Source organism: Paraburkholderia sp. Ac-20342, assembly GCF_017104985.1.
Lineage (GTDB): Bacteria > Pseudomonadota > Gammaproteobacteria > Burkholderiales > Burkholderiaceae > Paraburkholderia.
This window is the reverse complement of sequence record NZ_JAAGPQ010000050.1, coordinates 1-23,610: the sequence shown is the minus strand read 5'-3', so window position 1 is coordinate 23,610 and position 23,610 is coordinate 1. Positions and strand designations below refer to the sequence as shown.

Sequence of the window (23,610 nt, the reverse complement as noted above, 5' to 3'; positions counted from 1 at the left end):
AAGTGGGGCAAAAAGTGTGACCGGAACAAAAGGGAAACGCCGTTCCCCCGATGATGCGGGAACGGCGATCTAACGACAACCTGGCCAAACGGCCAGCAGGCCGGGCGAAAAGCCGGCCGGAACGACAGCTTAGCGGACGACTTGCGCGAGCTCGCCCGACTTGTACTTCTCCGCGATTTTATCAAGCGAGACCGGCTTGATCTTGCCGGCCTGGCCTTCGCAGCCGAATTGCGTGTAGCGGTCGATACAGACCTTCATCGCCGCTTCGCGCGCCGGCTTCAGGTAGTCGCGCGGATCGAACTTGCCCGGGTTGGTCGCCATGTAGCGGCGGATCGCGCCCGTGATCGCGAGACGCAGGTCGGTGTCGATGTTGACCTTGCGCACGCCGTGGCGAATGCCTTCCTGGATTTCCTCGACCGGCACGCCGTAGGTTTCCTTCATGTCGCCGCCGAATTCGCGAATCTCGGCCAGCAGTTCCTGCGGCACCGACGACGAGCCGTGCATCACGAGGTGCGTGTTCGGAATGCGCGCGTGAATTTCCTTGATGCGTGCGATCGAGAGAATGTCGCCCGTCGGCTTCTTGCTGAACTTGTAGGCGCCGTGCGAGGTGCCGATCGCGATCGCCAGCGCGTCGCACTGGGTCAGCTTGACGAAGTCGGCGGCCTGCTCCGGATCGGTCAGCAGCTGCTCGCGCGTCATCGTGCCTTCGGCGCCGTGGCCGTCTTCCTTGTCGCCCTTCATCGTTTCGAGCGAACCGAGCACGCCCAGCTCCGCTTCGACCGTGACGCCGATCGAGTGCGCCGCTTCGACAACCTTGCGCGACACCTCGACGTTGTACTCGTACGAGGCGACCGACTTGCCGTCGGCTTCGAGCGAGCCGTCCATCATCACGCTCGTGAAGCCGCTGCGGATCGCCGCCATGCACACCGCCGGCGACTGGCCGTGGTCCTGGTGCATCACGACCGGGATGTGCGGATACGACTCGACCGCCGCTTCGATCAGGTGACGCAGGAACGGCTCGCCCGCGTACTTACGCGCGCCGGCCGAGGCCTGCATGATGACCGGGGCGTTGACCTTGTCGGCCGCGGCCATGATCGCCTGCACCTGCTCCAGGTTGTTCACGTTGAACGCCGGCAGGCCGTAGCCGTTTTCGGCAGCATGGTCCAGCAGTTGACGCATTGATACGAGAGGCATGCTGTAACTCCTTAGATTGAAACGAATTCTTTTGTCGTCGGCATCTTTTGCGGCGATTCTATCGCGAAGCAGGCGGCGTTCCCGGGCTCGCAACGGCGTTTTGGTGCGCCGTCGCACACGAGCCGTACGGATGCCGGGGTGCCGGCCTGCTTCGCTCAATCGGGCCTGTGCCGATCGAGCGGGTCCTACCCGATCAGTACGGTTCGCCAACCCGCACGATCTTCAACGTGTTGGTGCCGCCGGCCTGGCCCATCGGCTCGCCGACCGTCAGCACGACCATGTCGCCATGCGACGCATAGCCCTTGCGGACCACGGTTTCGAGCGCCTGCTGCAAGGCGGTGTCGCGGTCGGTGTTGGTGTCCAGATGCAGCGAGGTCACGTTGCGGTACAGCGCCATCGCCCGCTCGCTGCCGACGCGCGGCGTCAGCGCGAAAATCGGCACGTGGGTCCAGTGGCGCGACATCCACAGCGCGGTCGAGCCCGACTCGGTCAGCGCGACGATCGCCTTCGCGCCGAGGTGATAGGCCGTGAATAACGCGCCCATCGCGATCGACTGGTCGATGCGCGTGAACGTGCGGTCGAGGAAGTCCTTGTCGAGTTCCGACTGCTCCGACTTCTCGGCTTCGAGACAGATCGCGGCCATCGTCTCGATGGTCTGCACCGGATACTTGCCCGCCGCCGATTCCGCCGACAGCATCACCGCGTCGGTGCCGTCGAGCACCGCGTTCGCGACGTCCGACACTTCCGCGCGGGTCGGCACGGGTGCGTGGATCATCGACTCCATCATCTGCGTCGCGGTAATCACGAACTTGTTCGACTCGCGCGCCATGCGGATCATGCGCTTTTGCAGCGCCGGCACCGCGGCATTGCCGACTTCGACGGCCAGATCGCCGCGCGCGACCATGATGCCGTCCGACGCGTCGAGAATGCCCTGCAGCGCCGGAATCGCTTCGGCGCGCTCGATCTTCGCGATCATCTTCGGCTTGATGCCGTACGGCGCGCCAGCGATGTTCGAGAGCTGGCGGGCCATTTCCATGTCGGTGGCGTTCTTCGGAAACGACACCGCGATGAAATCGACGCCGAGCGACATCGCCGTGCGGATGTCTTCCATGTCTTTCGCGGTCAGCGCGGGCGCCGACAGCCCGCCGCCCTGGCGGTTGATGCCCTTGTTGTTCGACAGCTCGCCGCCGACCTTCACGATCGTATGGATCTCGTTGCCGATCAGGCGCTGCACGTCCAGCACGATCAGGCCGTCGTTGAGCAGCAGCACGTCGCCCGGCTTCAGGTCGCGCGGCAGGTCCTTGTAGTCGAGGCCGACGCGCTCGTCGTTGCCGAGCTCGCAGTCGGCGTCGAGGATGAACGGATTGCCGACGACGAGCGTCGTGCGGCCGCTCTCGAACTTGCCGACGCGGATCTTCGGCCCCTGCAGGTCGGCCATGATGGCGACTTCACGGCCGGCCTGGCGGGCCGCCTCGCGCACGAATTCGGCGCGCTGGCGGTGGTCGTCGGCGGTGCCGTGCGAGAAATTGAGCCGCACGACATCCAGCCCCGCACGAATCATTTGCAGCAGGATTTCCGGTGTGCTGGAAGCCGGACCGATAGTAGCGACAATCTTGGTGGCGCGATGCATGAGTCTCCTCGTCTGGATGGGATCGCTGGAAAGAGCACTGGGGGGCTGCTGCGGAGTCGGCGCATCGAAAGATGCTGCGTGGGGTCGCGCGCCGGCTGTGACCGGGGTCGCTTTGTGGGGTAATACGGGTGATGCGGTATGCGTGACCGGCGCCTCGCGCGCCGGGGTGTTGCCGTGCTGCTTGCCGGAAGGCTGTGCCGGCGGGGTCGAATCTGTTTGAGTGGAGCCGGTGCGGGGCGTTGGCGGCTGCTCCGCGCCGGCGGCGAGGGCATGCTCCGCAACCGGCTCCGCGGCCGCTCCGGCAACTGGCGCCGGTTCAGTGGTCACTGGCGCTGCCGGCACCTCGCCAGCCACCTCCTGTTCCGCCGTTGCCCGCACAGCGGTCGCGCGTGCCACGCGCTCCCCTGCCGTCGCTGCCGCGTTACCGCGCGGCGCTTGCGCGCCTCGCGCCTTGGTCGACTTCGCCGATGGGGAACGCGCCGCCACGTTAAGCCCGCGATTCCAGAACTTCGACCGCTGGCAGCTTCTTGCCCTCGAGGAATTCGAGGAACGCGCCGCCGCCCGTCGAAATGTAGCTGACCTGGTCGTGGATGCCGTACTTAGCGATCGCCGCGAGCGTGTCGCCGCCGCCGGCGATCGAGAACGCCGCCGAACGCGCGATCGCGTCCGCGAGCGTCTTCGTGCCGTTGCCGAACTGGTCGAACTCGAACACGCCGACCGGGCCGTTCCACACGACCGTGCCGGCCTTTTCGAGCTGCGCGGCAAGCGCCTGCGCGGTCTGCGGACCGATGTCGAGGATCATGTCGTCGTCCTCTACGTCGGCGACGGCCTTCACTTCGGCCTTCGCGGTCGGCGAGAACGCCTTGGCCGTGACCACGTCGGTCGGGATCGGCACCGAGGCGCCGCGCGCCTTGGCCGCGTCGATGATCGCCTTCGCTTCGGCGACGAGATCGGCTTCGGCAAGCGACTTGCCGATCTTCAGGCCGGCCGCGAGCATGAACGTATTGGCGATGCCGCCGCCGACGATCAGCTGATCGACCTTCTCGGCGAGCGACTTCAGGATGGTCAGCTTGGTCGACACCTTCGAGCCCGCGACGATCGCGACGAGCGGACGCTTCGGTGCGCCGAGCGCCTTGCCGAGCGCTTCGAGTTCGGCGGCGAGCAGCGGACCCGCGCAGGCCACCGGCGCGTACTTCGCGATGCCGTGGGTGGTCGCTTCGGCGCGGTGCGCGGTGCCGAACGCGTCGTTCACGTAGATATCGCAGAGCTTCGCCATTTTCTGCGCGAGCTCGTCGGAATCCTTCTTTTCGCCCTTGTTGACGCGGCAGTTTTCGAGCAGCACGACCGAGCCCGGCGCCACGTCGACGCCGTTTTCGACCCAGTTGGCGACGAGCGGCACGTCGCGGCCGAGCAGTTCGGCGAGGCGCTTCGCGACCGGCGCGAGCGAGTCTTCGGGCTTGAAATCGCCTTCGGTCGGGCGGCCGAGGTGCGAGGTGACCATCACGGCGGCGCCGGCGGCGAGCGCGGCCTCGATGGCCGGCACGGAAGCGCGGATGCGGGTGTCTTCGGTGATGTTGCCTTGATCGTCCTGCGGCACGTTCAGATCGGCGCGGATGAACACACGTTGGCCGGACAGCTTGCCTTCGGCGATCAGGTCGGAGAGACGCAATACCTTGTTCATGGGCTTGAGTATGCGAGTGGATGAGAAGGCGGTGGCGGACTGCGCGCGGGGCGCTGCGCGGCGAACTCCAGCGCCGCGGCCCGGCGGCTCCGCGGGATTGGGCGCCGGCGGGATCGCCGCGGCACGGGCGCCTTGCTGCGGCGCGCTCAACCCGGAAAGCGGCATTTTAACTGATCCAAACGGCCTTCTGACCCGCGATGGCGCGAATCTCCCGTATTTGGCCGCGCCAGCGCCGATACCGCGCCGCAGCATCGGCGCCGCCCCCCGTCACACGAGCAGCATGAGGACGCGCAGCAACGTGAACACGACCATCCCGGTGACGATCGTGCCGAGCATGGTGCGGCGCCACAGGAACCAGCCGAGACCGGCGAGCGTCGCGTAGAACTCGTGATTCGACGGCGCGAACGACAAACCCCCGGGGGTCGCCAGCACGTCGGGCAGCACCACGGCCGCGAGCGCCGCGGCGGGCGCGTAGCGCATCATGCGCTGCACGCGCGCCGGCAGCACCGTGCGCTCGCCGCCGATCAGGAACAGCGCGCGCGTGAGCGCGGTGACGAAGGTCATGCCGGCAATCGCGAGCCAGATCTGCGTCGAGGTCATGGGGCGTCTCCAGCGCGGTCGCGGATGCGGCGCAGGTCCGCCCGCTCGATCATGAGGTCGGCCGCGCTGCCGGCGACGATCGCCGCGATCACCGCGAGCGGCAGCGCGAGCCGGTACGGCAGGTCGAAAGCGAGCAGCGAGACAATGCCGGCGACCGCCACGGCGACCATCGTCGAGCGCGTCGCGATCGCCGACACCATGATCGGCAGCAGCGCGAGCGTGCCCGCGAGCGCGAGCCCCCAGTTATCGGGAATCAGGCTCGCGAGCAGGATGCCGACGATCGACGAGACCTGCCACGACAGCCAGCTCGACACGGCCATGCCCCAGAAATACGCCTCCTTGCCGGGCACGTAGCCGGTGGGAAAGCTCTTCTTCTGGAACAGCAGATAGATCACGTCGCCGTTGAAATAGCCGAGCAGGATGCGCCGCCACATCGGCAGATAGGAGAAGTGCGGCGCGAGGCCGGCGCTGAAGATCACGAAGCGGGTATTGACCATTGCCGCGGTCAGCAGCGCGGTCCAGACCGGCAGCTTCGCGGCGAGAAGCGGCAGCACCGCCAGTTGCGACGAACCGGCGTAGCACAGCAGCGACATCGTGAGCGCCTGCGGCAGCGTGAGCACGGACTTGCTCATCGCGATACCGGTGACGAGGCCCCACGAGAAAATCGCCATCAGCGTGGGAGTATAGTCGCGCGCGCCCTCACGGAAAGCGCGGCGATCGGTATCGGACAGTCGAGCGAGCATGAGGCGAAGGGCGCCGGCGCGAGGGACGCCGCCAGGAAGAACAGGTCGGCGCCAGGTTGCGAGCCCACCCGCTGGCGCATCCGGATTCGATTTATGCGTGCGCAGGATTATAGCGTCCGGGATACGCTCAAATGCCCGTTGTGTGTGCAAATGACGCTAAAATAGCGCTCCTGGCCATGCCTTGGCGCTCGCCGCCACACGCCGCCACACCTCATAACGCACCCGCTGGAGAATCGTATGTCAATGGCCGACCGCGACGGCAAGATCTGGATGGATGGCAAGCTCATCGACTGGCGCGATGCCAAGATCCACGTGCTCACCCACACGCTGCACTACGGCATGGGCGTATTCGAGGGCGTGCGCGCTTACAAGACGGCCGACGGCGCCACCGCGATCTTCCGCCTGCAGGAGCACACCAAGCGCCTGCTGAACTCGGCCAAGATTTTCCAGATGGACGTGCCGTTCGACCATGAAACGCTCGCCGCCGCGCAACGCGAAGTGGTCCGCGAGAACAAGCTCGAGTCGTGCTATCTGCGCCCGATCATCTGGGTCGGCTCGGAAAAGCTCGGCGTGTCGGCCAAGGGCAACACGATTCACGTCGCGATCGCCGCCTGGCCGTGGGGCGCGTACCTCGGCGCAGACGGCATGACCAAGGGCATCCGCGTGAAGACCTCGTCGTTCACGCGCCACCACGTGAACGTGTCGATGGTGCGCGCGAAGGCGTCGGGCTGGTATGTGAACTCGATTCTCGCGAACCAGGAAGCGATCGCCGACGGCTACGACGAAGCGCTGCTGCTCGACGTCGACGGCTACGTGTCGGAAGGCTCGGGCGAGAACTTCTTCCTCGTCAACAACGGCAAGCTGTACACGCCCGATCTGTCGTCGTGCCTCGACGGCATCACGCGCGACACCGTCATCACGCTCGCGCGCGACATGGGCCTGCAGGTCATCGAAAAGCGCATCACGCGCGACGAGGTCTATACCTGCGACGAAGCGTTCTTCACCGGCACCGCCGCCGAAGTCACGCCGATCCGCGAGCTCGACAACCGCACGATCGGCGCCGGCGCGCGCGGCCCGATCACCGAGAAGCTGCAAGCGGCCTTCTTCGACGTCGTGAACGGCAAGAATCCGAAGTACGCGCACTGGCTGACCCGAATCTGAGCGAAGTTCCAGGATGCGCCGCGCCGCTCGCCGGCGGCGCTCTGACCGCCCCCCGCATACAACGAGAGTCTCATGAGCGAAATCAAGGAAATGCCGCTGGTCGAACTGTCGGCAAAGGACCTGCCGGCGTATTGTCCGAACCCGGCCATGCCGCGCTGGAGCGCGCATCCGCGCGTCTTCATCGACGTCACGCACGGCGAAGCGCGCTGCCCGTACTGCAGCACGCGCTACAAGCTGCGCGACGGCGAAGTAATCAGGGGCCACTAGGCACGGCTTATCGAGCGGCTTCGGCCGGCTTCAGCAGCGCGACGGTTTCACGACGACACCCGCGCCGCCGAAACCGGCGCGAGCCCTTCATACGAGCCGATTACCCGCGCAGCCGCGCCGCGAGCCCGAACCGCCACCCCGGCGTGTCAGGGCAAACGGCTACATGCCGCGCGGTTTTCGGCTTTCCCCTTTTGACCCATCCGAACGCCACGCGCATTGCGCGCGCGGCGCTTCTTATCGATACCGGACACTCACTCTGATGCGTCGCGCGTTGGTTATCGCACCGAACTGGATCGGTGACGCATTGATGGCGCAGCCGCTGTTTGCGCGCCTCGTGAAATTGCATCCGCGCATCGTCATCGACGCGGTCGCGCCCACCTGGGTCGCGCCCGTGCTCGAACGCATGCCGGAAATCCGCGACGTTTACGCCACCGACCTCGCGCACGGCAAGCTGCAGATGCTGCGCCGCTGGCAGTTGTCGAGCGACTTGCGCGACGTCGGCTACGACGCGGCCTACGTGCTGCCGAACTCGTTCAAGTCGGCGCTGATTCCGTGGCTGGCGGGCATCCCGCTGCGCATCGGCTATAGCGGCGAGAGCCGCTACGGCGTGCTCAACGTGCGCCACGCGAATCCGCGCAAGGACGAGCGCCCGCCGATGGTCGGCCATTACGCGGCCCTCGCCTACGCGCCCGGCGCCAAGGTTCCCGAGGACCTGCCGATGCCGCGCCTCGACGCGGACCTGAACGAGGCGTCGCGCGTCTCGGCGCGCTTCAATCTCGATACGCGCGTGCCGCTGCTCGTGTTCTGCCCGGGTGCCGAATACGGTGCCGCGAAGCGCTGGCCGACCGAGCACTTCGCCGCGCTCGCGCAAATGGTCGGCCAGTCGTTCCCGTACACGCAGATCGTCGCGCTCGGTTCGCCGAAAGATGCGCCGCTCGCCCAGGCGATCGCCGAGAAAGCCCCGAACGTGCGCAACCTGTGCGGCCAGACCGCGCTCGGCGAAGCCTGCGCGCTGATCTCGCGAGCCAACGCGGTCGTCACCAACGACTCCGGTCTCATGCACGTCGCCGCCGCGCTGCGCCGCCCGCTCGTGGCCGTGTACGGCTCGACCGATCCGCGCCACACGCCGCCCTTGTCCGAGCTCGCGAAGGTACAATGGCTCCATCTCGAATGCAGCCCCTGTTTTGAGCGCGAGTGTCCGCTCGGCCATCTGAACTGCCTGAAACAGTTGAGCGCCGAGCAGGTGTTCGGCGATTTGCGCGGCATGCTGCTCGCGCAGCGCTGAGCCGACTGATACTTGCACGCAACACCGCACGCCCCCGAGTGCGTCGCGTCATGTTCGCGCCTTGCGGCGCGGGCAAGCTGGCGCCGGGGAGCGATGGTCCGGCGCGCCGGACCATCCCGCTGACCGCCGATCCTCAACCGCGCGCCGCGCACAAGAGACTGACGAGCCATGCCACGTTTTGCCCATATCTTCGAAGCCGCCGCCGATACCCTGAACGCCTACTATCAGGCCGTCGCCGAGGTCAATATCGACAGCTTGATGGGCTTGTGGATCGACGAGGAGTTCGTGAGCTGCATCTGCGCGGACGGCTCGCACCTGCATGGGCTCGACAGTATCCGCGCCGGCTTGCAGACCCAGCTCGAAGCGGCGCCGGTGTTGATCGAGCCGCTCGACATCCGCGTCTACGACAGCCTCGGCACCGTGGTCTATGCGATTGCCGAGGCGCATCGCCCGGCTGGCCCGACCGCCACGCCCGCGATGGTTTTCACCACTTACGTGATGGTTCACGAGCGCGGCGAATGGCGCATCGCGCACATTCACGCGAGCCCGATGCCGAACGAAACCGCGAGCCAGTTCGCCACGAAGATGCGGCACGGGCAAGGTCCGCTGCATTGAGCGCGCGGCGCCACTTCGGATCGACGCTTTCCGTTTTCATGCAGGCATGAGTTCGACGCACGACAAATCCGCTTCCCCCGTCCCGGCTTCCACGAAGGTCGCGGCGGCCGTCGAGGCGAGCGTCGAACTGCTGTACCGCGCGCCGCTCTGGCTGCCGAACCGGCATGCGCAAACCATCGTCCCTTCGCTGTTCGCGCGCCGCCCCGCGGTGTCGTTTCGCCGCGAGCGCTGGGACACGCCCGACGGCGATTTCATCGATCTCGACTGGGTTGCGCACGACAGCCCGCCCGCCGATACCGCGCCGCTCTTCGTGCTGTTTCACGGCCTCGAAGGCAGTTCGGGCTCGCATTACGCGGCCACGCTGATGGCGGCCGCGCGCAAATACGGCTGGCACGGCGTGGTGCCGCACTTTCGCAGCTGCAGCGGCCCGCTGAATCGTCTGCCGCGCTTCTACCATCTCGCCGACAGCGCCGAGGTCGACTGGGTCCTGCGCCGACTGCGCGCCGCGCATCGCGGGCCGGTCGTCGCGGCGGGCGTGTCGCTCGGCGGCAACGTGCTGCTGCGCTGGCTCGGCGAACAGCGCGAAGACGCGGCGCGGGTGGTGTCGGCGGCCGCCGCGATTTCGACGCCGATCGACGTGCATGCGGGCGGCCGCGCCTTGTCGCAGGGCTTCGGCCTCGTCTACACGCGCAGCTTCCTGAAAACGCTCAAGCAGAAGGCCAGCCAGAAGCTCGAACAGTTTCCGGGGCTGTTCGATCGCGACGCGATGCTCGCAAGCCGCACGATGTACGAATTCGACAACGTCGTGACCGCGCCGCTGCACGGCTTTCGCGATACCGACGACTACTGGAGCCGCGCAACCACGCGCCCGCTGCTGCCGCACATCGAGGTGCCGACGCTCGTGCTCAACGCGCGCAACGATCCGTTCCTGCCGGCCGAGGCGCTGCCGTCGCGGCACGAGGTGTCGGCGGCGGTCGAACTCTATCAACCCGAACACGGCGGCCACGCGGGTTTCATGACCGGGCCGTTCCCGGGCCGCATCGACTGGCTCTCGCGGCGCGTGTTCGGCTATCTGGAGCGTCACGTCGATCATGGATGACATCGTCAAACAGGCTCTCGCCAAATGGCCAAACGTGCCGAGCTGCACCGGCTGGCTCATGCTCGACCGGCGCGGCAACTGGCGCATGCGCGACGAAGCGGCCCAGGCAAGCGGCTCGCCGGGCGTGGCGATCCGTCATGAAGCGCTGCTCGGCTTCATCAACCGCAACTACGAGGCCGACGAGCGCGGCCAGTGGTTTTTCCAGAACGGGCCGCAGCGTGTGTACGTCGAGCTTGCGTATACGCCGTGGGTGGTGAGGTTGTCCGCGGCAGCCGATGGCTCACTCGCGTTGCACGACCAGGGCGGCGGTGCGTTCGAACCAGCGGCGGTATTCGTCGATGAAGACGGCGGCGTTCTGTTCGCCGATCGCTCGGAGCCGGCACGGATCGCGACGCTGCACGATCACGACCTGGAACTCTTCTCCGATCACGCGACGCTCGCCGGCGACGATACGCTGAGCGGCAAATTCCATTGGAACGATCAGGTCGCGTTGCCGCTGCAAAGCGTGCGGCGCGATGAAGTGGCGGCGCGGTTCGGGTTCGTCGCGAGTCCAGCGGCGGGGGTTTGAGTCGCGGGTCTGAGGCCCGGATCTGAGGCACGCGCCGAGGCAGGCTTCTGTCGGCCGAGCCCGGCATCGGAGCCTGACTGACCAGACTGACGCTTCCCCACGAACCACCGTCAGTCACCGTTCTTCGTCTCGCAGAAGGCGCTTCGCTTCATGCGCGCCGACGGCAAGCTCACACCCCTTCCCCCTTCTCGTCGAGCCGTTCTTCCTTGTAGCGGTTCTCCATCTCGTGCAGACGCGCGTCGACGGTCGCGAGATCGTAATAGCCGATCGTCTTCAGATCGCGCGCGTCCTTCAATTGCCGGATCGCCGACGGCCATGCCCCCTCCAGCGCAAACTTCTCCGCCATCGCGCGATGCTGGGTCAACACGTCGCCACTGCCCGCGCTCGCCTGCGCGAGATAGAGCCACCACGCGGGCTGATCGGGATGCGCCGCCGTCTCCCGCTTCGCGAGCGCCTGCGCCTCGGCGAAACGCCGCAAGGTCAGCAGCGTGCGGATATGCATGTCGATCGCGGCATTCGACTGCGGCCAGCGCTTCTGCGCGAAATCGGCGAGCCGTACGGCTTCGTCGTCGTGACCGGCGCGCCGCGCGATGTCGGCCGCGAGCACGTCGAGGCTCGGCGAGCTGCGCTCGGGTTCGCCCTCGGCGCGCTCGCTCGCCGTGAACGTCGCGCGCGCGTTGGCGAGCGCCGCCGTGGCGTCGTCGTCACGCTCCAGCAGCATCTGCCCATACGCGATGCCGTACCAGTTCGCGGCGACGTTGAGCGCCGTGCGCTCGTCGATTTCCGAGTGCAGCCGCGAGATTTCATCGGCGTAATCGCTGCGCGAGTGGCCTTGCAGGAGACGCGCGCGCGCCCGCACAAAGCCGTATTCGGGGTCCTGATGCGGCTGCCGGTACGGCGCGCGGCGCGCGCGATCTTCCATGTCGGCGATCCGCTCGCCCGTCAGCGGATGCGTACGCGCATAGGCCGGCATGCCGTTGTCGTTCATCGCCGCGCGCTCGAGCCGGTGGAAGAACGTCGGCATCGCATACGGGTCGTAGCCGGAGCCCGCGAGCAGCAGAAAGCCGACGCGGTCCGCTTCCTGCTCGGCCGAACGCGAGAAGCGCAACTGGCTGTCGACCGCGTACGCCTCGCCGCCGAGCGCGATCGCGCTGCCGAGATCGCCGCTGTGCGCGAGCACGCCCGCCAGCACGCCGAACAGCATGCCGGCGAGCGCCGCGTAGGTACTGCGCTCGCCGTTCGAGATCATCCGCGAGATATGGCGTTGCAGGACGTGCCCCATCTCGTGACCGAGCACCGAGGCGAGTTCGGATTCGGTCTGCGTCGCCACGATCAGCCCCGTGTTCACGCCGATGAAGCCGCCCGGCAGCGAAAACGCGTTGATCTGCGCGTCGCGCACCGCGAACAGATCGAAGTCCGGACGATAGCCGCCGATGTACAGCGCGTTGGCCGCCGCCGCGAGCTTGCCCGAGACCGAGTTGAGGTAGTCGCGCACGAGCCAGTCTTCGAGATAGTCGGGATCGCGCCGCAGCTCGCGCATCACGCGCTCGCCGAGCTTGCGCTCGGCCTGCGGCGTCAGCGAACCGGCGCCGCCGCTGCCGAGATCGGGCAACTGCTGCGCGGCGATCGGCGCGCGCCAGCCGTTGCTGCCGGCGCGGCCCGTGTTGGCGCTGTTGCGGTTGTTGCCGCTATTGCCGCTGTTGCCGTTCGAGAAGCGGCTTTGCGCGCCGCCATATGTGCCGAACACGCCTGGCGCGATGTCCTGCGGCAGGATCGGATCGGCGTAGCTATCGGCCGGACCGCTGACGAGCGGCGCTTCGCTGGATTGCGGGTTGAGCGCGATACCGGACGCGGTATTCGACGTGATGCTCGACGGGATGGCCGGGGGAGTGTTTGATGGGCTGCTCGCTGTGTTGCTTGATGGGCCACCTGAAGCACTTCTCGATGCACTGTTCGATGCGATGCCCGAGGTGCTACCCAATGCGCCGGCTGAAGCGCTGCTCGCCTGCGCGAACGCGCCCGGCGGCGCGGCCAGCGCGATCGACAGCAACGCAGCGAGAAACCGTTTTGAACGCATCGAGGAGCCGGTCTGACGAAGTCGAAAAGCGACGCGCGCGGCCCGGACTAAGATAGCGGACATGAGGACGGCGCGGGGCAGCACTCAGCGCAATTGTAATCAGTCGTGGCGGCGCTTCAGGGGCGATCCGGTCGCCGCGCCGCGCAACGGGCGCACTGCTATGATAGGCGCCCTCTGAAGGAGCCAACCATGCCTGAACTCACTCATTTCAATGCGGCCGGCGAGGCGCATATGGTGGACGTCGGCGGCAAGCAGGAGACGAAGCGCATCGCGATCGCGCGGGGTTCGATCCGCATGCTGCCGGCAACGTTCGCGCTGATCCGCGACGGCAACGCCAAGAAGGGCGATGTAATCGGCATTGCGCGCATCGCGGCGATCCAGGGCTCGAAGCGCACCGCCGATCTGATTCCGCTATGCCATCCGCTCGCGCTGACTCGCGTGAAAGCCGACTTCGAACTCGACGAAACGCTGCCCGGCGTGCATTGCACGGTTCAGGCGGAAACGCTCGGACGAACGGGCGTCGAGATGGAAGCGCTGACGGCCGTGCAGGTCGGGCTTCTGACCGTGTACGACATGTGCAAGGCCGTCGATCGCGGCATGACCATCACGGATGTGAGGGTAATGGAAAAGCATGGCGGCAAATCGGGGGATTGGGTCGCGCAGGATTGAGCGCGTATTTCATCAGGCTCGATCCGACACCGCGCCCGGCAACCACCAGGACAAGGACATGACCATCGACAAACTGCGCGAGCAATTACTGGCCTTCCGCGACGCTCGCGACTGGCAGCAGTTTCACACGCTGCGCAACCTGATCGTCTCCACGAGCATCGAGGCCGGCGAGTTGCTGGAAACGATCCAGTGGAAGACCGATGCGGACATCGAAGCATTGCTCCGCGATCCGACGCAAATGAAGAACCTGCGGCACGAATGCGCCGACGTGCTCATGTACCTGCTGCTGGTTGCCGATGCCGCCGGCTTCGATCTCGTCGAGGCGGCGGCGGAAAAGCTCGAACTGAACGAAGAGCGCTATCCCGCGGACAAGGCGAAAGGCAGGTCCACGAAATATTCGGAGCTCTGACGGGCGGAAGCTTTCGCGCATGAAGCGAATCGCGCAAGCTTCCATGAACGCCCTTAACCCTAACCTTAACCGAACGAGCGATGCGAGGAGCCCTCTGCAAAGAAGGCCGATACAGACCGTGCGCCGCCGTCAATCGTCGCTATCGTCGTCATCCTGCGCCGCGTCGGCCGACGGCTTGCCGTAGCGCTTGACCAGTTCTTCCCGGAAACCGGCGAGCGACTTCTGCTCGTCGACCAGTTCGTACAGATAGCCCAACTGCGCCGGCCAGTCCTTCAACTCCTCGGCAAAAATTCTCAGGCGTTCGACCGTGTCGAGCGCCGCCGCGGTATCGCCGCTCAAGGCCTGCAATACCGCGTAACGACGCAGCACCGTTTCGCCCGGCAGCAGCGCGATCGCCCGCCGGTGCATCTCGAGCTTGTGTTGCAGGTTCGCGGAATTCATCGGCTGCAATGTCGCGAGGCCGTATTCGCCCCACGAGCCGAACAGGAACGACGGATCGGCGCCGTACTGCTCGGCCGGACGCGCGCCGTAATACAGCACCTCGGCACGCGCATAGTCGCGATAGACCGGATACAGCGAAGCCAGCCCGCCGAACACGACCACCGCAAACACGCCCAGCGACACGCGCTCGGGAACGATGCGTAGCGGCCGCGTTTCGAGCAGGCCGAATACGAACATGGCGGGCAGCAGGAAGAACATGTATTGCTGCGGATATTCGACGAGCGCGTGCATCGTCAGCACGCCGATCAGCGCAACGCCGAACACGCGCGCCGCGCTCTGCGGCGCGCGCACGACGCGCGCGAGCCACGCGACGAGACCGAGCAGCACGATCGCGAGACCGATCAAGCCGGTCTTCGCGAGCAGATCGATAAAGATGTCGTGCGAGTTGTTGGCGATTTCGACGCCGCCCAACGTCTTCACGAGTTCGAACTGGTAGTTCGGGAATTCGCCCCAGCCGACGCCGAGCAGCGGATGCGCCTTGAACATCGTCCAGCCGTATTTCCATAGCGCGAGGCGCGGCGCGATCTGGCCGGCGTCCTGGAAGCGCTCGGCCGCCGACTGCCCGAGTTCGAGGTGATAGCGCACGTTGGCCCAGCGGATCAGCGCATTGACCACGAAGAACAGCACCGCGAGCACGATCGGAATCAGCCACTCGCGGTTGCCGCGGCGCAGGCGCGGCTCGTTGCGCATCTGCGCGAACGCCATCCAGAAACCGGCGACGACGATCACGCCCATTTGCAGCCACGGACCGCGCGAGACGGTCAGCGCGAGTCCGGCCGAGAAAATCGTCGACACGAGCAACCAGACCGGCACGGCGATGCGCCGTGTCTGCACGAGATACAGCGCGCCCGCCATCGCGAACGAGATATAGGTGGCGAGGTGGTTCGCCTGCGCCATGTTGCCGAACGGCCGGCGCTCGACGGTCACGTTATAGGCGACCACGAGCGGCGCCACGCGCGTCTCGAGATGGAACAGCTGGATCACCTGGCTGAACACCGCAAACAGGCCGCCCGCGATCAACGCCCCGGCCGCCCAGCGCAAGGCGGTTTCATCGAGCTTCGCGCGCGCGAAGCCGTAGCCCGCATGCACGGCCATGAACGCGGCGAGCAGGAAGCCGGCGCCGAGCCAGTTCATCGACGGCTGTGCGACCGGCAGCACGAACGTCTGCACGACCAGCACGAGACCGAACAGCAGCGGCACCAGCGCGACCGCCGGCGACGCGAACGTCACGCGCGGCCTTGCGCTCGCGACGAGCAGCACGACCGCGGCGCCCATCAGCAGATACAGCGCGAACGCGGTGAATTCGGCGTAGAAGGTCGGGATCGGATACGTATGGTTGGAAACCGCATAAGGCAGCACCAACGCGAGAGCCAATAGGACGAGAGACAGGTAACGCGCGAAAGGGGTGGGCATCGAATCAACGGTGGGCGTCGGCAACCGGCGCACTATACAAAAAATTCCTTGCGCTGTGCGCCGGCCCGGCCGAAATAGCCCAAAAATCAGCGTTTTACGTGGCGTCCCTGTTGCGGCGCGGAGTCAGCCGACCGCTCAGGAGCGGCATTCCGGCGGCGCCAGATTCGCCGCGAGCGTCGGCGCGTCGACCGGCGCGGGTCCCGCGCCCGGTGCCGGCAACGACGACGCCGCCTTGCCGCCCGCAAAACACTCCCATGTGAGCGCACCGCTCTGCACCGCGTCCTTGTTCAAGGCGACGCGCGCGGTCGGTGCGTCCGCGTTGTCCGGCACCGACGGCACGAGCGTCAGCGTGTTCGAACCGGCCGGCGCGACGCGCGTCGTGAACGCGATCGTGATCTGGCCGGTGTCGTCGTCGATCTGAATGGACTCGACATTGCGCGTGGCGGGCGGCGACGCATAACCGCCGCTGAACGCATTGCCGCTCGCGGCGTTTTCGGCCACTGCGAGCCGCGCCGAGGACGCGAGCGACAAGCCCTCGCCGACCCGGCTGCGCGCCAGATAGTCCTGATACGCGGGAATCGCATAGGCCGCGATCACGCCGACGATCGCGAGCACGATCATCAGCTCGATCAGCGTGAAGCCGACGCCCCAGCGATCGCGGATGCGCGCGAGCCGCGCGGGCCAGTTCGGGCGCCAGCGCACGCAGCGGGAGAGGCACGAGGAACGCGCGGCCTGGGCCTGGGAATAAGGGGGATACGGCAAGGTAAAGATCATCGGCGGACCTCCTGATACGAAAAACGCCTGCCCGCGAATCGGGAACAGGCGTTTCAATCGTAGCGAGTGAGGCGCGCGGTTCACAGTCAGCCAGATGGCTAATGTTGCGCCGACGTGCCGACGTGTTAGCCGCCCGGCACACTCGAACCCGCCCGGCGCATCTCCTCGCCCGGCGCCCCCGTCAAAGCGCGGCGCGCCTCGCGTTGCGGCGCTTCAGCAGAGACCCGACGATCACGACGAACAGCGCCCCCGCGACGCTCGTCCCGTATTCGGCGACGGGCGTGTCGAGGATCGGCCAGCGGTCGCCGGCCGGGTCGTTGACCATCAGGCCGCCCGCGATCCAGCCGAGCAATGCCGCGCCGAACAGCACGATGAACGGAAAGCGGTCGAGCAGCTTGAGAATCAGCTGACTGCCCCACACGATCAGCGGAATGCTCACCACGAGGCCGAAAATCACGAGCGCAAGACGATGCTCGTGCGCGGCCGACTCGGCCGCGCCCGCGATGGCGATCACGTTGTCGAGGCTCATCACCGCGTCCGCGACGACGATGGTTTTGATCGCCGAGATTAGCTTGTCGGCAGGCTTGACGTTCTCATGCACATCGTGCGCGGGCACGAGCAGACGCACGCCGATCCACAGCAGCAGCAGGCCGCCCGCGAACTTCAGCAGCGGCACGTCGAGCAGCACGACCGCGAACGCGATCAGCACGACGCGCAGCACGATCGCGCCGGCGGTCCCCCACAGCACGCCGCGCACGCGCTGCGACGGCGGCAGATTGCGGCAGGCCAGCGCGATCACGACCGCGTTGTCGCCGCCGAGCAGAATGTCGATGACGATGATCTGGAAAACCGCGCCCCAGTTGAGCGTCGAGAAGAATTCGAGCATGAGAGACCGGATAGGAAAAAACCGCCTAGCGGACGGAAACTCGGCATGCGCGCGGACAAAAAAAAGCGGAGGAGTCTGCACTCCCCCGCTTTTCGGGACCGCCCGCTCACGAAAGGACCTCGTAAGCGTATCAAAGGCGTGCCGCGACGGCACGCACATTTCTTCGATTTACAGCATCGCCTTCAGAAGACGCGCCATTTCCGACGGGTTCTTCGTGACCTTGATACCGCAGGCGTCCATGATTTCCAGCTTCGCTTCGGCGGTGTCCGCACCGCCCGAGATCAGCGCGCCGGCGTGGCCCATGCGCTTGCCCGGAGGCGCCGTGACGCCGGCGATGAAGCCGACCACCGGCTTCTTCATGTTGTCCTTGATCCACTCGGCAGCGTTCGCTTCGTCCGGACCGCCGATTTCGCCGATCATGATGACGGCGTCCGTATCCGGATCGTCGTTGAACATCTTCATGACGTCGATGTGCTTCAGACCGTTAATCGGGTCGCCGCCGATACCGACTGCCGACGACTGGCCGAGGCCGATCGCGGTCAGCTGGCCGACTGCTTCGTACGTCAGCGTGCCCGAACGCGACACGACGCCGATGCGGCCCTTGCGGTGGATGTGACCCGGCATGATGCCGATCTTCAGTTCGTCCGGCGTGATCGTGCCCGGGCAGTTCGGTCCGAGCAGCAGCGTCTTGCGGTTTTCCGCGCGCATGCGGGCCTTGAGCTCGATCATGTCACGGACAGGAATGCCTTCCGTAATGCAGATTGCGAGGTCGAGGTCGGCTTCGACCGCTTCCCAGATCGCCGCGGCAGCACCTGCCGGCGGCACGTAGATCACCGACACGGTCGCGCCCGTTTCGGCCTTGGCTTCGGCGACGCTCGCGTAGATGGGAATGCCTTCGAAGTCTTCGCCGGCGCGCTTCGGGTTCACGCCCGCGACATACGCTTCGCGGCCGTTTGCATACTCACGGCAAGCACGCGTGTGGAACTGACCGGTCTTGCCGGTGATGCCCTGCGTGATGACCTTGGTGTCTTTGTTGATCAGAATCGACATGTATTAACCTCTGTTCGTTTGGCGTCGCACCGTGGCGCCGCAAGGCGTCGTGAAGCCCGCCCGCGTCGCTCGCGCGCCGCCATTCGTAGTCTGGTATGCGCTGTGGCCGGCTTACGCCTTGCCCGCAGCAGCCGCGACGACCTTCTGAGCCGCCTCTTCCATGCTGTCGGCCGAGATGATCGGCAGACCGGATTCGGCGAGCATCTTCTTGCCCAGGTCTTCGTTCGTGCCCTTCATGCGGACCACGAGCGGCACCTTCAGCGACACGGCCTTCGACGCCGCGATCACGCCTTCCGCGATCACGTCGCAGCGCATGATGCCGCCGAAGATGTTGACCAGAATCGCGGTCAGGTTCGGGTTCTTCAGCATGATCTTGAACGCTTCGGTGACCTTCTCGGTCGTCGCGCCACCGCCGACGTCGAGGAAGTTCGCCGGTTCGCCGCCGAACAGCTTGATGGTGTCCATCGTTGCCATGGCGAGGCCAGCGCCGTTCACGAGGCAGCCGATGTTGCCGTCGAGCGAGATGTATGCGAGGTCGAACTTCGACGCTTCGATTTCAGCCGGATCTTCTTCGGCCAGATCGCGGTAAGCGACGATTTCCGGGTGACGGAACAGCGCGTTCGAGTCGAAGTTGAACTTCGCGTCGAGTGCGATGACCTTGCCGTCGCCGGTCAGGATCAGCGGGTTGATTTCGGCGAGCGATGCATCGGTTTCCCAGAATGCCTTGTACAGGCCTTGCAGGATCGCGCGAGCTTGCGGGATCGAAGCGTCGGGCACGCCGATCTTCTTCGCGAGGTCGTCGGCTTCCGCATCCTTCAGGCCGGTCGACGGATCGACGGCAACCTTGTGGATCAGCTCGGGCGTCTTTTCCGCGACTTCTTCGACGTCCATGCCGCCTTCGCTCGATGCCATCACGACGATCTTCTGCGAAACGCGATCGATCACGAGACCGACATACAGTTCCTTCTTGATGTCAGCGCCTTCTTCGATCAGCAGGCGGTTCACCTTCTGGCCTTCCGGGCCGGTCTGGTGCGTGACGAGCTGCATGCCGAGGATCTGTTCCGAATACTCGCGAACCTGTTCCAGCGACTTGGCGACCTTCACGCCGCCGCCCTTGCCACGGCCACCCGCGTGGATCTGAGCCTTGACGACCCACACCGGGCCGCCCAGCTCCTGCGCGGCCTTGACCGCATCATCCACCGAGAAGACCGGCTTGCCGCGCGGTACCGCGACGCCGAATTTCCGCAGGATTTCCTTACCCTGGTACTCGTGAATCTTCATGCGTGATTCCCTTCAGTCTGAGAGTTGGATTGAACTTCGTTTCCGCTGCCGCCGTTCATGCCGGACGCGCTGCCGCGTTGTGCCTCGCGGCCCGCCGCATCGCCTGACGAGGCCGCGCGCTGCTCCGGGCGCGGCGCGTGGCCATACCAGCGCGGATAAAACCGTTGCACCGCTTCGCCGTCGAAACGCAGCGCGTGGCAGCGTCCCAGCTGGAATGGCGGTTTGTCGTTGGAATGCTCGCCCGTGCTATCAGGCGATTCGTCTCCTGAACCCGTGTTCGCGCCCGATGCGCTGTCAGCGGTGTTCCACACGTCGCCGGCGAACGCCTGAATCGCGGCGGTCGGCAAGACCGCGCACAACTCGGTGAGATGCGTGCAGCCAGCCGTGCCGGCCAGCAAACGGGCAGCATCGCGACGGAAGTTGTGGAGCAGATTGAGCCCGATGAGGGCGCGATAGGCGGAATTGCTGGCCTGGCATGAGCCCGGATAGGGCACCCAGTCGGACGACGCTTCGGCGTCGACGACGTTGAGCTTGCGATCGATCGTGATGCGAAGCCAGAGCTCATGGATCGGCTGACCATTGGGCCGGACACCCGACGCAAGCTGCACATCGCGCGGCTTTTTGTCGGTCAGGCACGCTTCCACGTCCCACAGGCCATCTGCTCGCTCGTAAGCTTCCGCTCTGATTGCGCGACGATGACGCAACTGACGGGACACTGGCGGGGAGAGCGACATGCGGGAAGGAAAGGCCGGATTGGAAAACCTACGGATTTTAGCATAACGGGTATTTGGGACAGTCCCGATTGCGTCCCCGCCCGCTGGGCTGTAGCGCGGAAAACGCTGCCCCGCCTGTCTTTTTGGCGTGCCGCCCGCGTGGCGCTTCCTGGTTTTCCGCTCGCTGTGCGGCTAGTCGCCGTCCCACATCTCGTCGATACCTTTGAGGATCTTGCCGATCGTCGCGCCGGAAAAGCCGCGCGAGGCGAGAAAGCGCGCCTGCTTCGCGCGCTCGGCCGGGGTGCCCGGCAGTTCACCGAATTTCTTGCTCCAGACGGCCCGTGCACGGGCGAGTTCGGTGTCGCGCAGTTGCGCGGTCGCCTCTTCGACAAGCGCAGGATTGAGCGCATGCTGCTTCAGTTCGCCGAGGATGCGGCTCGTGCCCAGTCGGGACGAGCGCCGGTGAATCAGGCTTTCCGCGAAACGCGAGTCGGATAGCCAGTTCTCGGCTTCGAGCGAGTCGAGCACCGTGTCGAGCGAATCGGTTTCCTCGACGTAGGGTTTCAGCTTGCGCGCAAGTTCGGCGCGGCTATATTCGCGGCGCGACAGATAGCCGAGCGCACGCGCTTTCAGCGAACGGGCCGGGCGTTGGGATTTTCTGCTGTCCGCTTCGTCGGACTGCCCCGGCTTCGCTTCACCGGGTTGGCGGCGTGAGCGGGTGTAGGTGTTTTCGGAGAGGGGTTGGGAATCCGGCCCGGAGAAATCGGGGCTGGACGCCGCAGAGGAAACTCGAGACCGAGTACGCTGCGGGCCGCGACCCGCAGCGTGATCGTGGGCGTCGAAGGATTCGAACGGATCGAAGGGATCGCCCTGCTCGGGCGATCCTTCCGCTGCATCGCGCGGGCCGTCCGGGTAACGCCCGGAGTCGGAGCTGGAACCTGAACCGGACAGCGGCCGGCCTTTGCGTATCACCTGATGCTTACTCTTCTTCGTCCGCGACTTCAGCGTCCGCGCCGGTCACGGCATCTGCCATCGCGGTGACGCCCAGCGATTCGCGGATACGGTTTTCGATTTCGCGCGCGATGTCCGGATTTTCGCGCAGGAATTCACGCGCGTTGTCCTTGCCCTGGCCGATCCGTTCGCCGTTGTAGCTGTACCATGCGCCAGCCTTATCGACGATCTTGGCCTGCACGCCGAGGTCGATGATTTCGCCCTGACGCGAGATGCCCTCGCCGTACAGAATGTCGAAAATCGCTTCGCGGAACGGCGGCGACACCTTGTTCTTGACGACCTTCACGCGCGTTTCGTTGCCGATCACTTCGTCGTTCTTCTTGATCGAACCGATACGGCGAATGTCCAGACGCACCGACGCGTAGAACTTCAGCGCGTTGCCGCCCGTGGTGGTTTCCGGGTTGCCGAACATCACGCCGATCTTCATGCGGATCTGGTTGATGAAGATCACGAGGCAGTTCGTGCGCTTGATCGTACCGGTCAGCTTGCGCAGCGCCTGCGACATCAGACGCGCTTGCAGACCCGGCAGCGAGTCGCCCATTTCGCCTTCGATTTCCGCCTTCGGCACCAGTGCCGCGACCGAGTCGATCACGATCATGTCGATCGAGCCCGAGCGCACGAGCGCGTCGGCGATTTCGAGCGCCTGTTCGCCTGTGTCCGGCTGCGAGACCAGCAGGTCGGCCACGTTCACGCCGAGCTTGCCCGCGTATTGGATGTCGAGCGCGTGTTCCGCGTCGATGAACGCCGCGGTGCCGCCAAGCTTCTGCATTTCGGCGATGACCTGCAGCGTCAGCGTGGTTTTACCGGACGACTCCGGACCGTAGATTTCGACCACGCGGCCACGCGGCAAACCGCCGACGCCCAGTGCGATGTCGAGGCCGAGCGACCCGGTGGAGACCACCTGGATGTCTTCGACTGCCTCACCTGCGCCGAGCCGCATGACCGACCCTTTGCCGAACTGCTTTTCGATCTGCGCGAGCGCGGCGGCAAGTGCCTTGCTCTTTTCAGCAGTCAGTCCAGCCGAGCCTTTCTTGCTTTCTTCCATGAATCGTCCTTTGCTATGATGAACGGCGTCTGAGGCAGGTGTGCGCCCAGGTTCCGGCCGGATTCGGTACAAATTCGGCACGGTCCTGAGAACGGCACACGAAACGCAGACACTGTATAAAAAAACAGTAGTTTTGGCAAGCGCGATTGTCATGCGAACGCGCATTTTTACTGTCGCACTACCTCAACTACCCACAATGATGTTCGGAGACCGCTGCGCGCCGGGGCGTCCCCCACGGTGCCGGCAAAGCCAGGCTGGCGCATCATGCGAATTCTGATAGCCGAAGACGACAGCATACTCGCGGACGGTCTGCTTCGATCACTCCGCCAATCGGCCTATGCCGTCGATCACGTCAAAAGCGGCGTGGAAGCCGATACGGCGTTGTCAATGCAGTCGTTCGACCTATTGATCCTCGATCTGGGCCTGCCGCGCATGTCCGGCCTCGAGGTGCTGCGCCGCCTGCGCGCGCGCAATTCGAACCTGCCCGTGCTGATCCTGACCGCCGCCGACAGCGTCGACGAACGCGTCAAGGGGCTCGATCTCGGCGCCGACGACTACATGGCCAAACCCTTCGCGCTCAACGAACTCGAAGCACGCGTGCGGGCGCTCACGCGGCGCGGCGCGGGCGGCGGCCCGACGGTCGTGCGGCATGGCTCGCTGTCGTTCGACCAGGTCGGCCGGAGCGCCTATGTGAACGAGCAGGTCATCGATCTGTCGGCGCGCGAACTCGGCCTGCTCGAAGTGCTGCTGCAACGAATCGGCCGGCTCGTCTCGAAGGAACAGCTCGTCGACCATCTGTGCGAATGGGGCGAGGAAGTCAGCAACAACGCGATCGAGGTCTACGTGCACCGGCTGCGCAAGAAGATCGAGCCGAGCGGCGTGCGCATCATCACCGTGCGCGGGCTCGGCTACTGCCTGGAAAAAGCGGCGCCGCCCGG

Annotated in this window: 24 protein-coding genes; 10 read left to right on the top strand and 14 right to left on the bottom strand. The window is 65.7% G+C overall.

Features of this window, described 5'->3' with window-relative positions; genetic code table 11:
* Positions 1–129: 129 nt before the first annotated feature.
* The 5 genes from fba to G3N58_RS20555 all read right to left on the bottom strand — a co-directional run bounded on the left by fba (position 130) and on the right by G3N58_RS20555 (position 5,848).
* Positions 130–1,194 carry a class II fructose-bisphosphate aldolase gene (fba, locus tag G3N58_RS20575; protein WP_167040832.1) on the bottom strand — a complete coding sequence of 355 codons (1,065 nt, stop codon included), beginning with the start codon at positions 1,192–1,194 and terminating at the stop codon, positions 130–132.
* 193 nt (positions 1,195–1,387) lie between these two features.
* Positions 1,388–2,824, bottom strand: a complete 1,437-nt coding sequence (pyk, locus tag G3N58_RS20570; protein WP_167283968.1) for a pyruvate kinase — start codon at positions 2,822–2,824, stop codon at positions 1,388–1,390.
* 487 nt (positions 2,825–3,311) lie between these two features.
* On the bottom strand, positions 3,312–4,505 hold the full coding sequence (locus G3N58_RS20565) for a phosphoglycerate kinase (protein ID WP_205990073.1): 1,194 nt from the start codon (positions 4,503–4,505) through the stop codon (positions 3,312–3,314).
* A 267-nt stretch (positions 4,506–4,772) separates the two neighbouring features.
* Positions 4,773–5,105: an AzlD domain-containing protein gene (locus G3N58_RS20560; protein ID WP_167040823.1), complete on the bottom strand. Its 333-nt coding sequence runs from the start codon at positions 5,103–5,105 to the stop codon at positions 4,773–4,775.
* Complete coding sequence (locus G3N58_RS20555) at positions 5,102–5,848, bottom strand: AzlC family ABC transporter permease (protein ID WP_167040820.1); 747 nt, start codon at positions 5,846–5,848, stop codon at positions 5,102–5,104. Before G3N58_RS20555 ends, G3N58_RS20560 begins: the two co-directional genes overlap by 4 nt.
* A gap of 237 nt (positions 5,849–6,085) precedes the next feature.
* Between G3N58_RS20555 and G3N58_RS20550 the strand changes: the two genes are divergently transcribed.
* The 6 genes from G3N58_RS20550 to G3N58_RS20525 all read left to right on the top strand — a co-directional run bounded on the left by G3N58_RS20550 (position 6,086) and on the right by G3N58_RS20525 (position 10,843).
* The gene (locus G3N58_RS20550) at positions 6,086–7,009 is read left to right on the top strand and encodes a branched-chain amino acid transaminase (RefSeq protein WP_206000059.1); all 924 of its coding nucleotides are present in this window, start codon (positions 6,086–6,088) and stop codon (positions 7,007–7,009) included.
* Positions 7,010–7,081: 72 nt separating this feature from the next.
* Entirely contained in the window at positions 7,082–7,276 is a 195-nt protein-coding gene (locus tag G3N58_RS20545) for a zinc-finger domain-containing protein (protein WP_167040814.1), read from the top strand.
* Positions 7,277–7,535: 259 nt separating this feature from the next.
* Entirely contained in the window at positions 7,536–8,561 is a 1,026-nt protein-coding gene (gene waaF / locus G3N58_RS20540) for a lipopolysaccharide heptosyltransferase II (RefSeq protein WP_167040811.1), read from the top strand.
* Between the two features lie 168 nt (positions 8,562–8,729).
* Positions 8,730–9,176: a nuclear transport factor 2 family protein gene (locus G3N58_RS20535; RefSeq protein WP_167040808.1), complete on the top strand. Its 447-nt coding sequence runs from the start codon at positions 8,730–8,732 to the stop codon at positions 9,174–9,176.
* Positions 9,177–9,222: 46 nt separating this feature from the next.
* On the top strand, positions 9,223–10,275 hold the full coding sequence (locus G3N58_RS20530) for a hydrolase (RefSeq protein ID WP_206000058.1): 1,053 nt from the start codon (positions 9,223–9,225) through the stop codon (positions 10,273–10,275).
* On the top strand, positions 10,268–10,843 hold the full coding sequence (locus G3N58_RS20525; protein ID WP_167283963.1) for a DUF2946 family protein: 576 nt from the start codon (positions 10,268–10,270) through the stop codon (positions 10,841–10,843). Before G3N58_RS20530 ends, G3N58_RS20525 begins: the two co-directional genes overlap by 8 nt.
* Before the next feature lie 169 nt (positions 10,844–11,012).
* Here G3N58_RS20525 and G3N58_RS20520 read toward each other — a convergent pair whose 3' ends face one another.
* Complete coding sequence (locus G3N58_RS20520) at positions 11,013–12,710, bottom strand: M48 family metalloprotease (RefSeq protein WP_346778280.1); 1,698 nt, start codon at positions 12,708–12,710, stop codon at positions 11,013–11,015.
* On the opposite strand from G3N58_RS20520, the gene G3N58_RS34640 reads away from it, so the two are divergent.
* From G3N58_RS34640 to G3N58_RS20510, 3 genes are all read left to right on the top strand, one after another.
* On the top strand, positions 12,676–12,936 hold the full coding sequence (locus G3N58_RS34640) for a hypothetical protein (protein WP_346778281.1): 261 nt from the start codon (positions 12,676–12,678) through the stop codon (positions 12,934–12,936). The genes G3N58_RS20520 and G3N58_RS34640 overlap by 35 nt on opposite strands.
* A 173-nt stretch (positions 12,937–13,109) precedes the next feature.
* Complete coding sequence (gene moaC, locus G3N58_RS20515; RefSeq protein ID WP_205990077.1) at positions 13,110–13,589, top strand: cyclic pyranopterin monophosphate synthase MoaC; 480 nt, start codon at positions 13,110–13,112, stop codon at positions 13,587–13,589.
* Between the two features lie 58 nt (positions 13,590–13,647).
* Positions 13,648–13,998, top strand: a complete 351-nt coding sequence (locus G3N58_RS20510; RefSeq protein WP_167040792.1) for a nucleotide pyrophosphohydrolase — start codon at positions 13,648–13,650, stop codon at positions 13,996–13,998.
* Positions 13,999–14,127: 129 nt separating this feature from the next.
* On the opposite strand, the gene G3N58_RS20505 is transcribed toward G3N58_RS20510, so the two are convergent.
* From G3N58_RS20505 to recA, 8 genes are all read right to left on the bottom strand, one after another.
* The gene (locus G3N58_RS20505) at positions 14,128–15,912 is read right to left on the bottom strand and encodes a Wzy polymerase domain-containing protein (protein WP_167040790.1); all 1,785 of its coding nucleotides are present in this window, start codon (positions 15,910–15,912) and stop codon (positions 14,128–14,130) included.
* A 135-nt stretch (positions 15,913–16,047) separates the two neighbouring features.
* Positions 16,048–16,686: a pilin gene (locus G3N58_RS20500; protein ID WP_205990080.1), complete on the bottom strand. Its 639-nt coding sequence runs from the start codon at positions 16,684–16,686 to the stop codon at positions 16,048–16,050.
* 181 nt (positions 16,687–16,867) lie between these two features.
* Positions 16,868–17,572, bottom strand: a complete 705-nt coding sequence (locus G3N58_RS20495; RefSeq protein WP_167283959.1) for a TerC family protein — start codon at positions 17,570–17,572, stop codon at positions 16,868–16,870.
* 168 nt (positions 17,573–17,740) lie between these two features.
* On the bottom strand, positions 17,741–18,622 hold the full coding sequence (sucD, locus tag G3N58_RS20490; RefSeq protein ID WP_062124510.1) for a succinate--CoA ligase subunit alpha: 882 nt from the start codon (positions 18,620–18,622) through the stop codon (positions 17,741–17,743).
* A 111-nt stretch (positions 18,623–18,733) separates the two neighbouring features.
* Entirely contained in the window at positions 18,734–19,903 is a 1,170-nt protein-coding gene (gene sucC, locus G3N58_RS20485; RefSeq protein ID WP_206000056.1) for an ADP-forming succinate--CoA ligase subunit beta, read from the bottom strand.
* Positions 19,900–20,637, bottom strand: coding sequence for a DUF2889 domain-containing protein (locus tag G3N58_RS20480; RefSeq protein WP_167283958.1), 738 nt, complete (start codon positions 20,635–20,637; stop codon positions 19,900–19,902). Before G3N58_RS20480 ends, sucC begins: the two co-directional genes overlap by 4 nt.
* Positions 20,638–20,808: 171 nt before the next feature.
* Entirely contained in the window at positions 20,809–21,588 is a 780-nt protein-coding gene (recX, locus tag G3N58_RS20475) for a recombination regulator RecX (RefSeq protein ID WP_206000055.1), read from the bottom strand.
* Positions 21,589–21,595: 7 nt separating this feature from the next.
* Positions 21,596–22,672, bottom strand: a complete 1,077-nt coding sequence (gene recA / locus G3N58_RS20470) for a recombinase RecA (protein WP_013090445.1) — start codon at positions 22,670–22,672, stop codon at positions 21,596–21,598.
* Positions 22,673–22,936: 264 nt separating this feature from the next.
* Here recA and G3N58_RS20465 point away from each other — a divergent pair.
* A partial coding sequence (locus tag G3N58_RS20465) for a response regulator transcription factor (protein ID WP_206000054.1) occupies positions 22,937–23,610 on the top strand: 674 nt, incomplete at its 3' end.

Coding starts and splice junctions, on each gene's coding strand:
- fba (WP_167040832.1), bottom strand. CDS start 1,194: ATGCCTCTCGTATCAATGCGTCAACTGCTGGACCATGCTGCCGAAAAC.
- pyk (WP_167283968.1), bottom strand. CDS start 2,824: ATGCATCGCGCCACCAAGATTGTCGCTACTATCGGTCCGGCTTCCAGC.
- G3N58_RS20565 (WP_205990073.1), bottom strand. CDS start 4,505: ATGAACAAGGTATTGCGTCTCTCCGACCTGATCGCCGAAGGCAAGCTG.
- G3N58_RS20560 (WP_167040823.1), bottom strand. CDS start 5,105: ATGACCTCGACGCAGATCTGGCTCGCGATTGCCGGCATGACCTTCGTC.
- G3N58_RS20555 (WP_167040820.1), bottom strand. CDS start 5,848: ATGCTCGCTCGACTGTCCGATACCGATCGCCGCGCTTTCCGTGAGGGC.
- G3N58_RS20550 (WP_206000059.1), top strand. CDS start 6,086: ATGTCAATGGCCGACCGCGACGGCAAGATCTGGATGGATGGCAAGCTC.
- G3N58_RS20545 (WP_167040814.1), top strand. CDS start 7,082: ATGAGCGAAATCAAGGAAATGCCGCTGGTCGAACTGTCGGCAAAGGAC.
- waaF (WP_167040811.1), top strand. CDS start 7,536: ATGCGTCGCGCGTTGGTTATCGCACCGAACTGGATCGGTGACGCATTG.
- G3N58_RS20535 (WP_167040808.1), top strand. CDS start 8,730: ATGCCACGTTTTGCCCATATCTTCGAAGCCGCCGCCGATACCCTGAAC.
- G3N58_RS20530 (WP_206000058.1), top strand. CDS start 9,223: ATGAGTTCGACGCACGACAAATCCGCTTCCCCCGTCCCGGCTTCCACG.
- G3N58_RS20525 (WP_167283963.1), top strand. CDS start 10,268: ATGGATGACATCGTCAAACAGGCTCTCGCCAAATGGCCAAACGTGCCG.
- moaC (WP_205990077.1), top strand. CDS start 13,110: ATGCCTGAACTCACTCATTTCAATGCGGCCGGCGAGGCGCATATGGTG.
- G3N58_RS20510 (WP_167040792.1), top strand. CDS start 13,648: ATGACCATCGACAAACTGCGCGAGCAATTACTGGCCTTCCGCGACGCT.
- G3N58_RS20505 (WP_167040790.1), bottom strand. CDS start 15,912: ATGCCCACCCCTTTCGCGCGTTACCTGTCTCTCGTCCTATTGGCTCTC.
- G3N58_RS20500 (WP_205990080.1), bottom strand. CDS start 16,686: ATGATCTTTACCTTGCCGTATCCCCCTTATTCCCAGGCCCAGGCCGCG.
- G3N58_RS20495 (WP_167283959.1), bottom strand. CDS start 17,572: ATGCTCGAATTCTTCTCGACGCTCAACTGGGGCGCGGTTTTCCAGATC.
- sucD (WP_062124510.1), bottom strand. CDS start 18,622: ATGTCGATTCTGATCAACAAAGACACCAAGGTCATCACGCAGGGCATC.
- sucC (WP_206000056.1), bottom strand. CDS start 19,903: ATGAAGATTCACGAGTACCAGGGTAAGGAAATCCTGCGGAAATTCGGC.
- G3N58_RS20480 (WP_167283958.1), bottom strand. CDS start 20,637: ATGTCGCTCTCCCCGCCAGTGTCCCGTCAGTTGCGTCATCGTCGCGCA.
- recA (WP_013090445.1), bottom strand. CDS start 22,672: ATGGAAGAAAGCAAGAAAGGCTCGGCTGGACTGACTGCTGAAAAGAGC.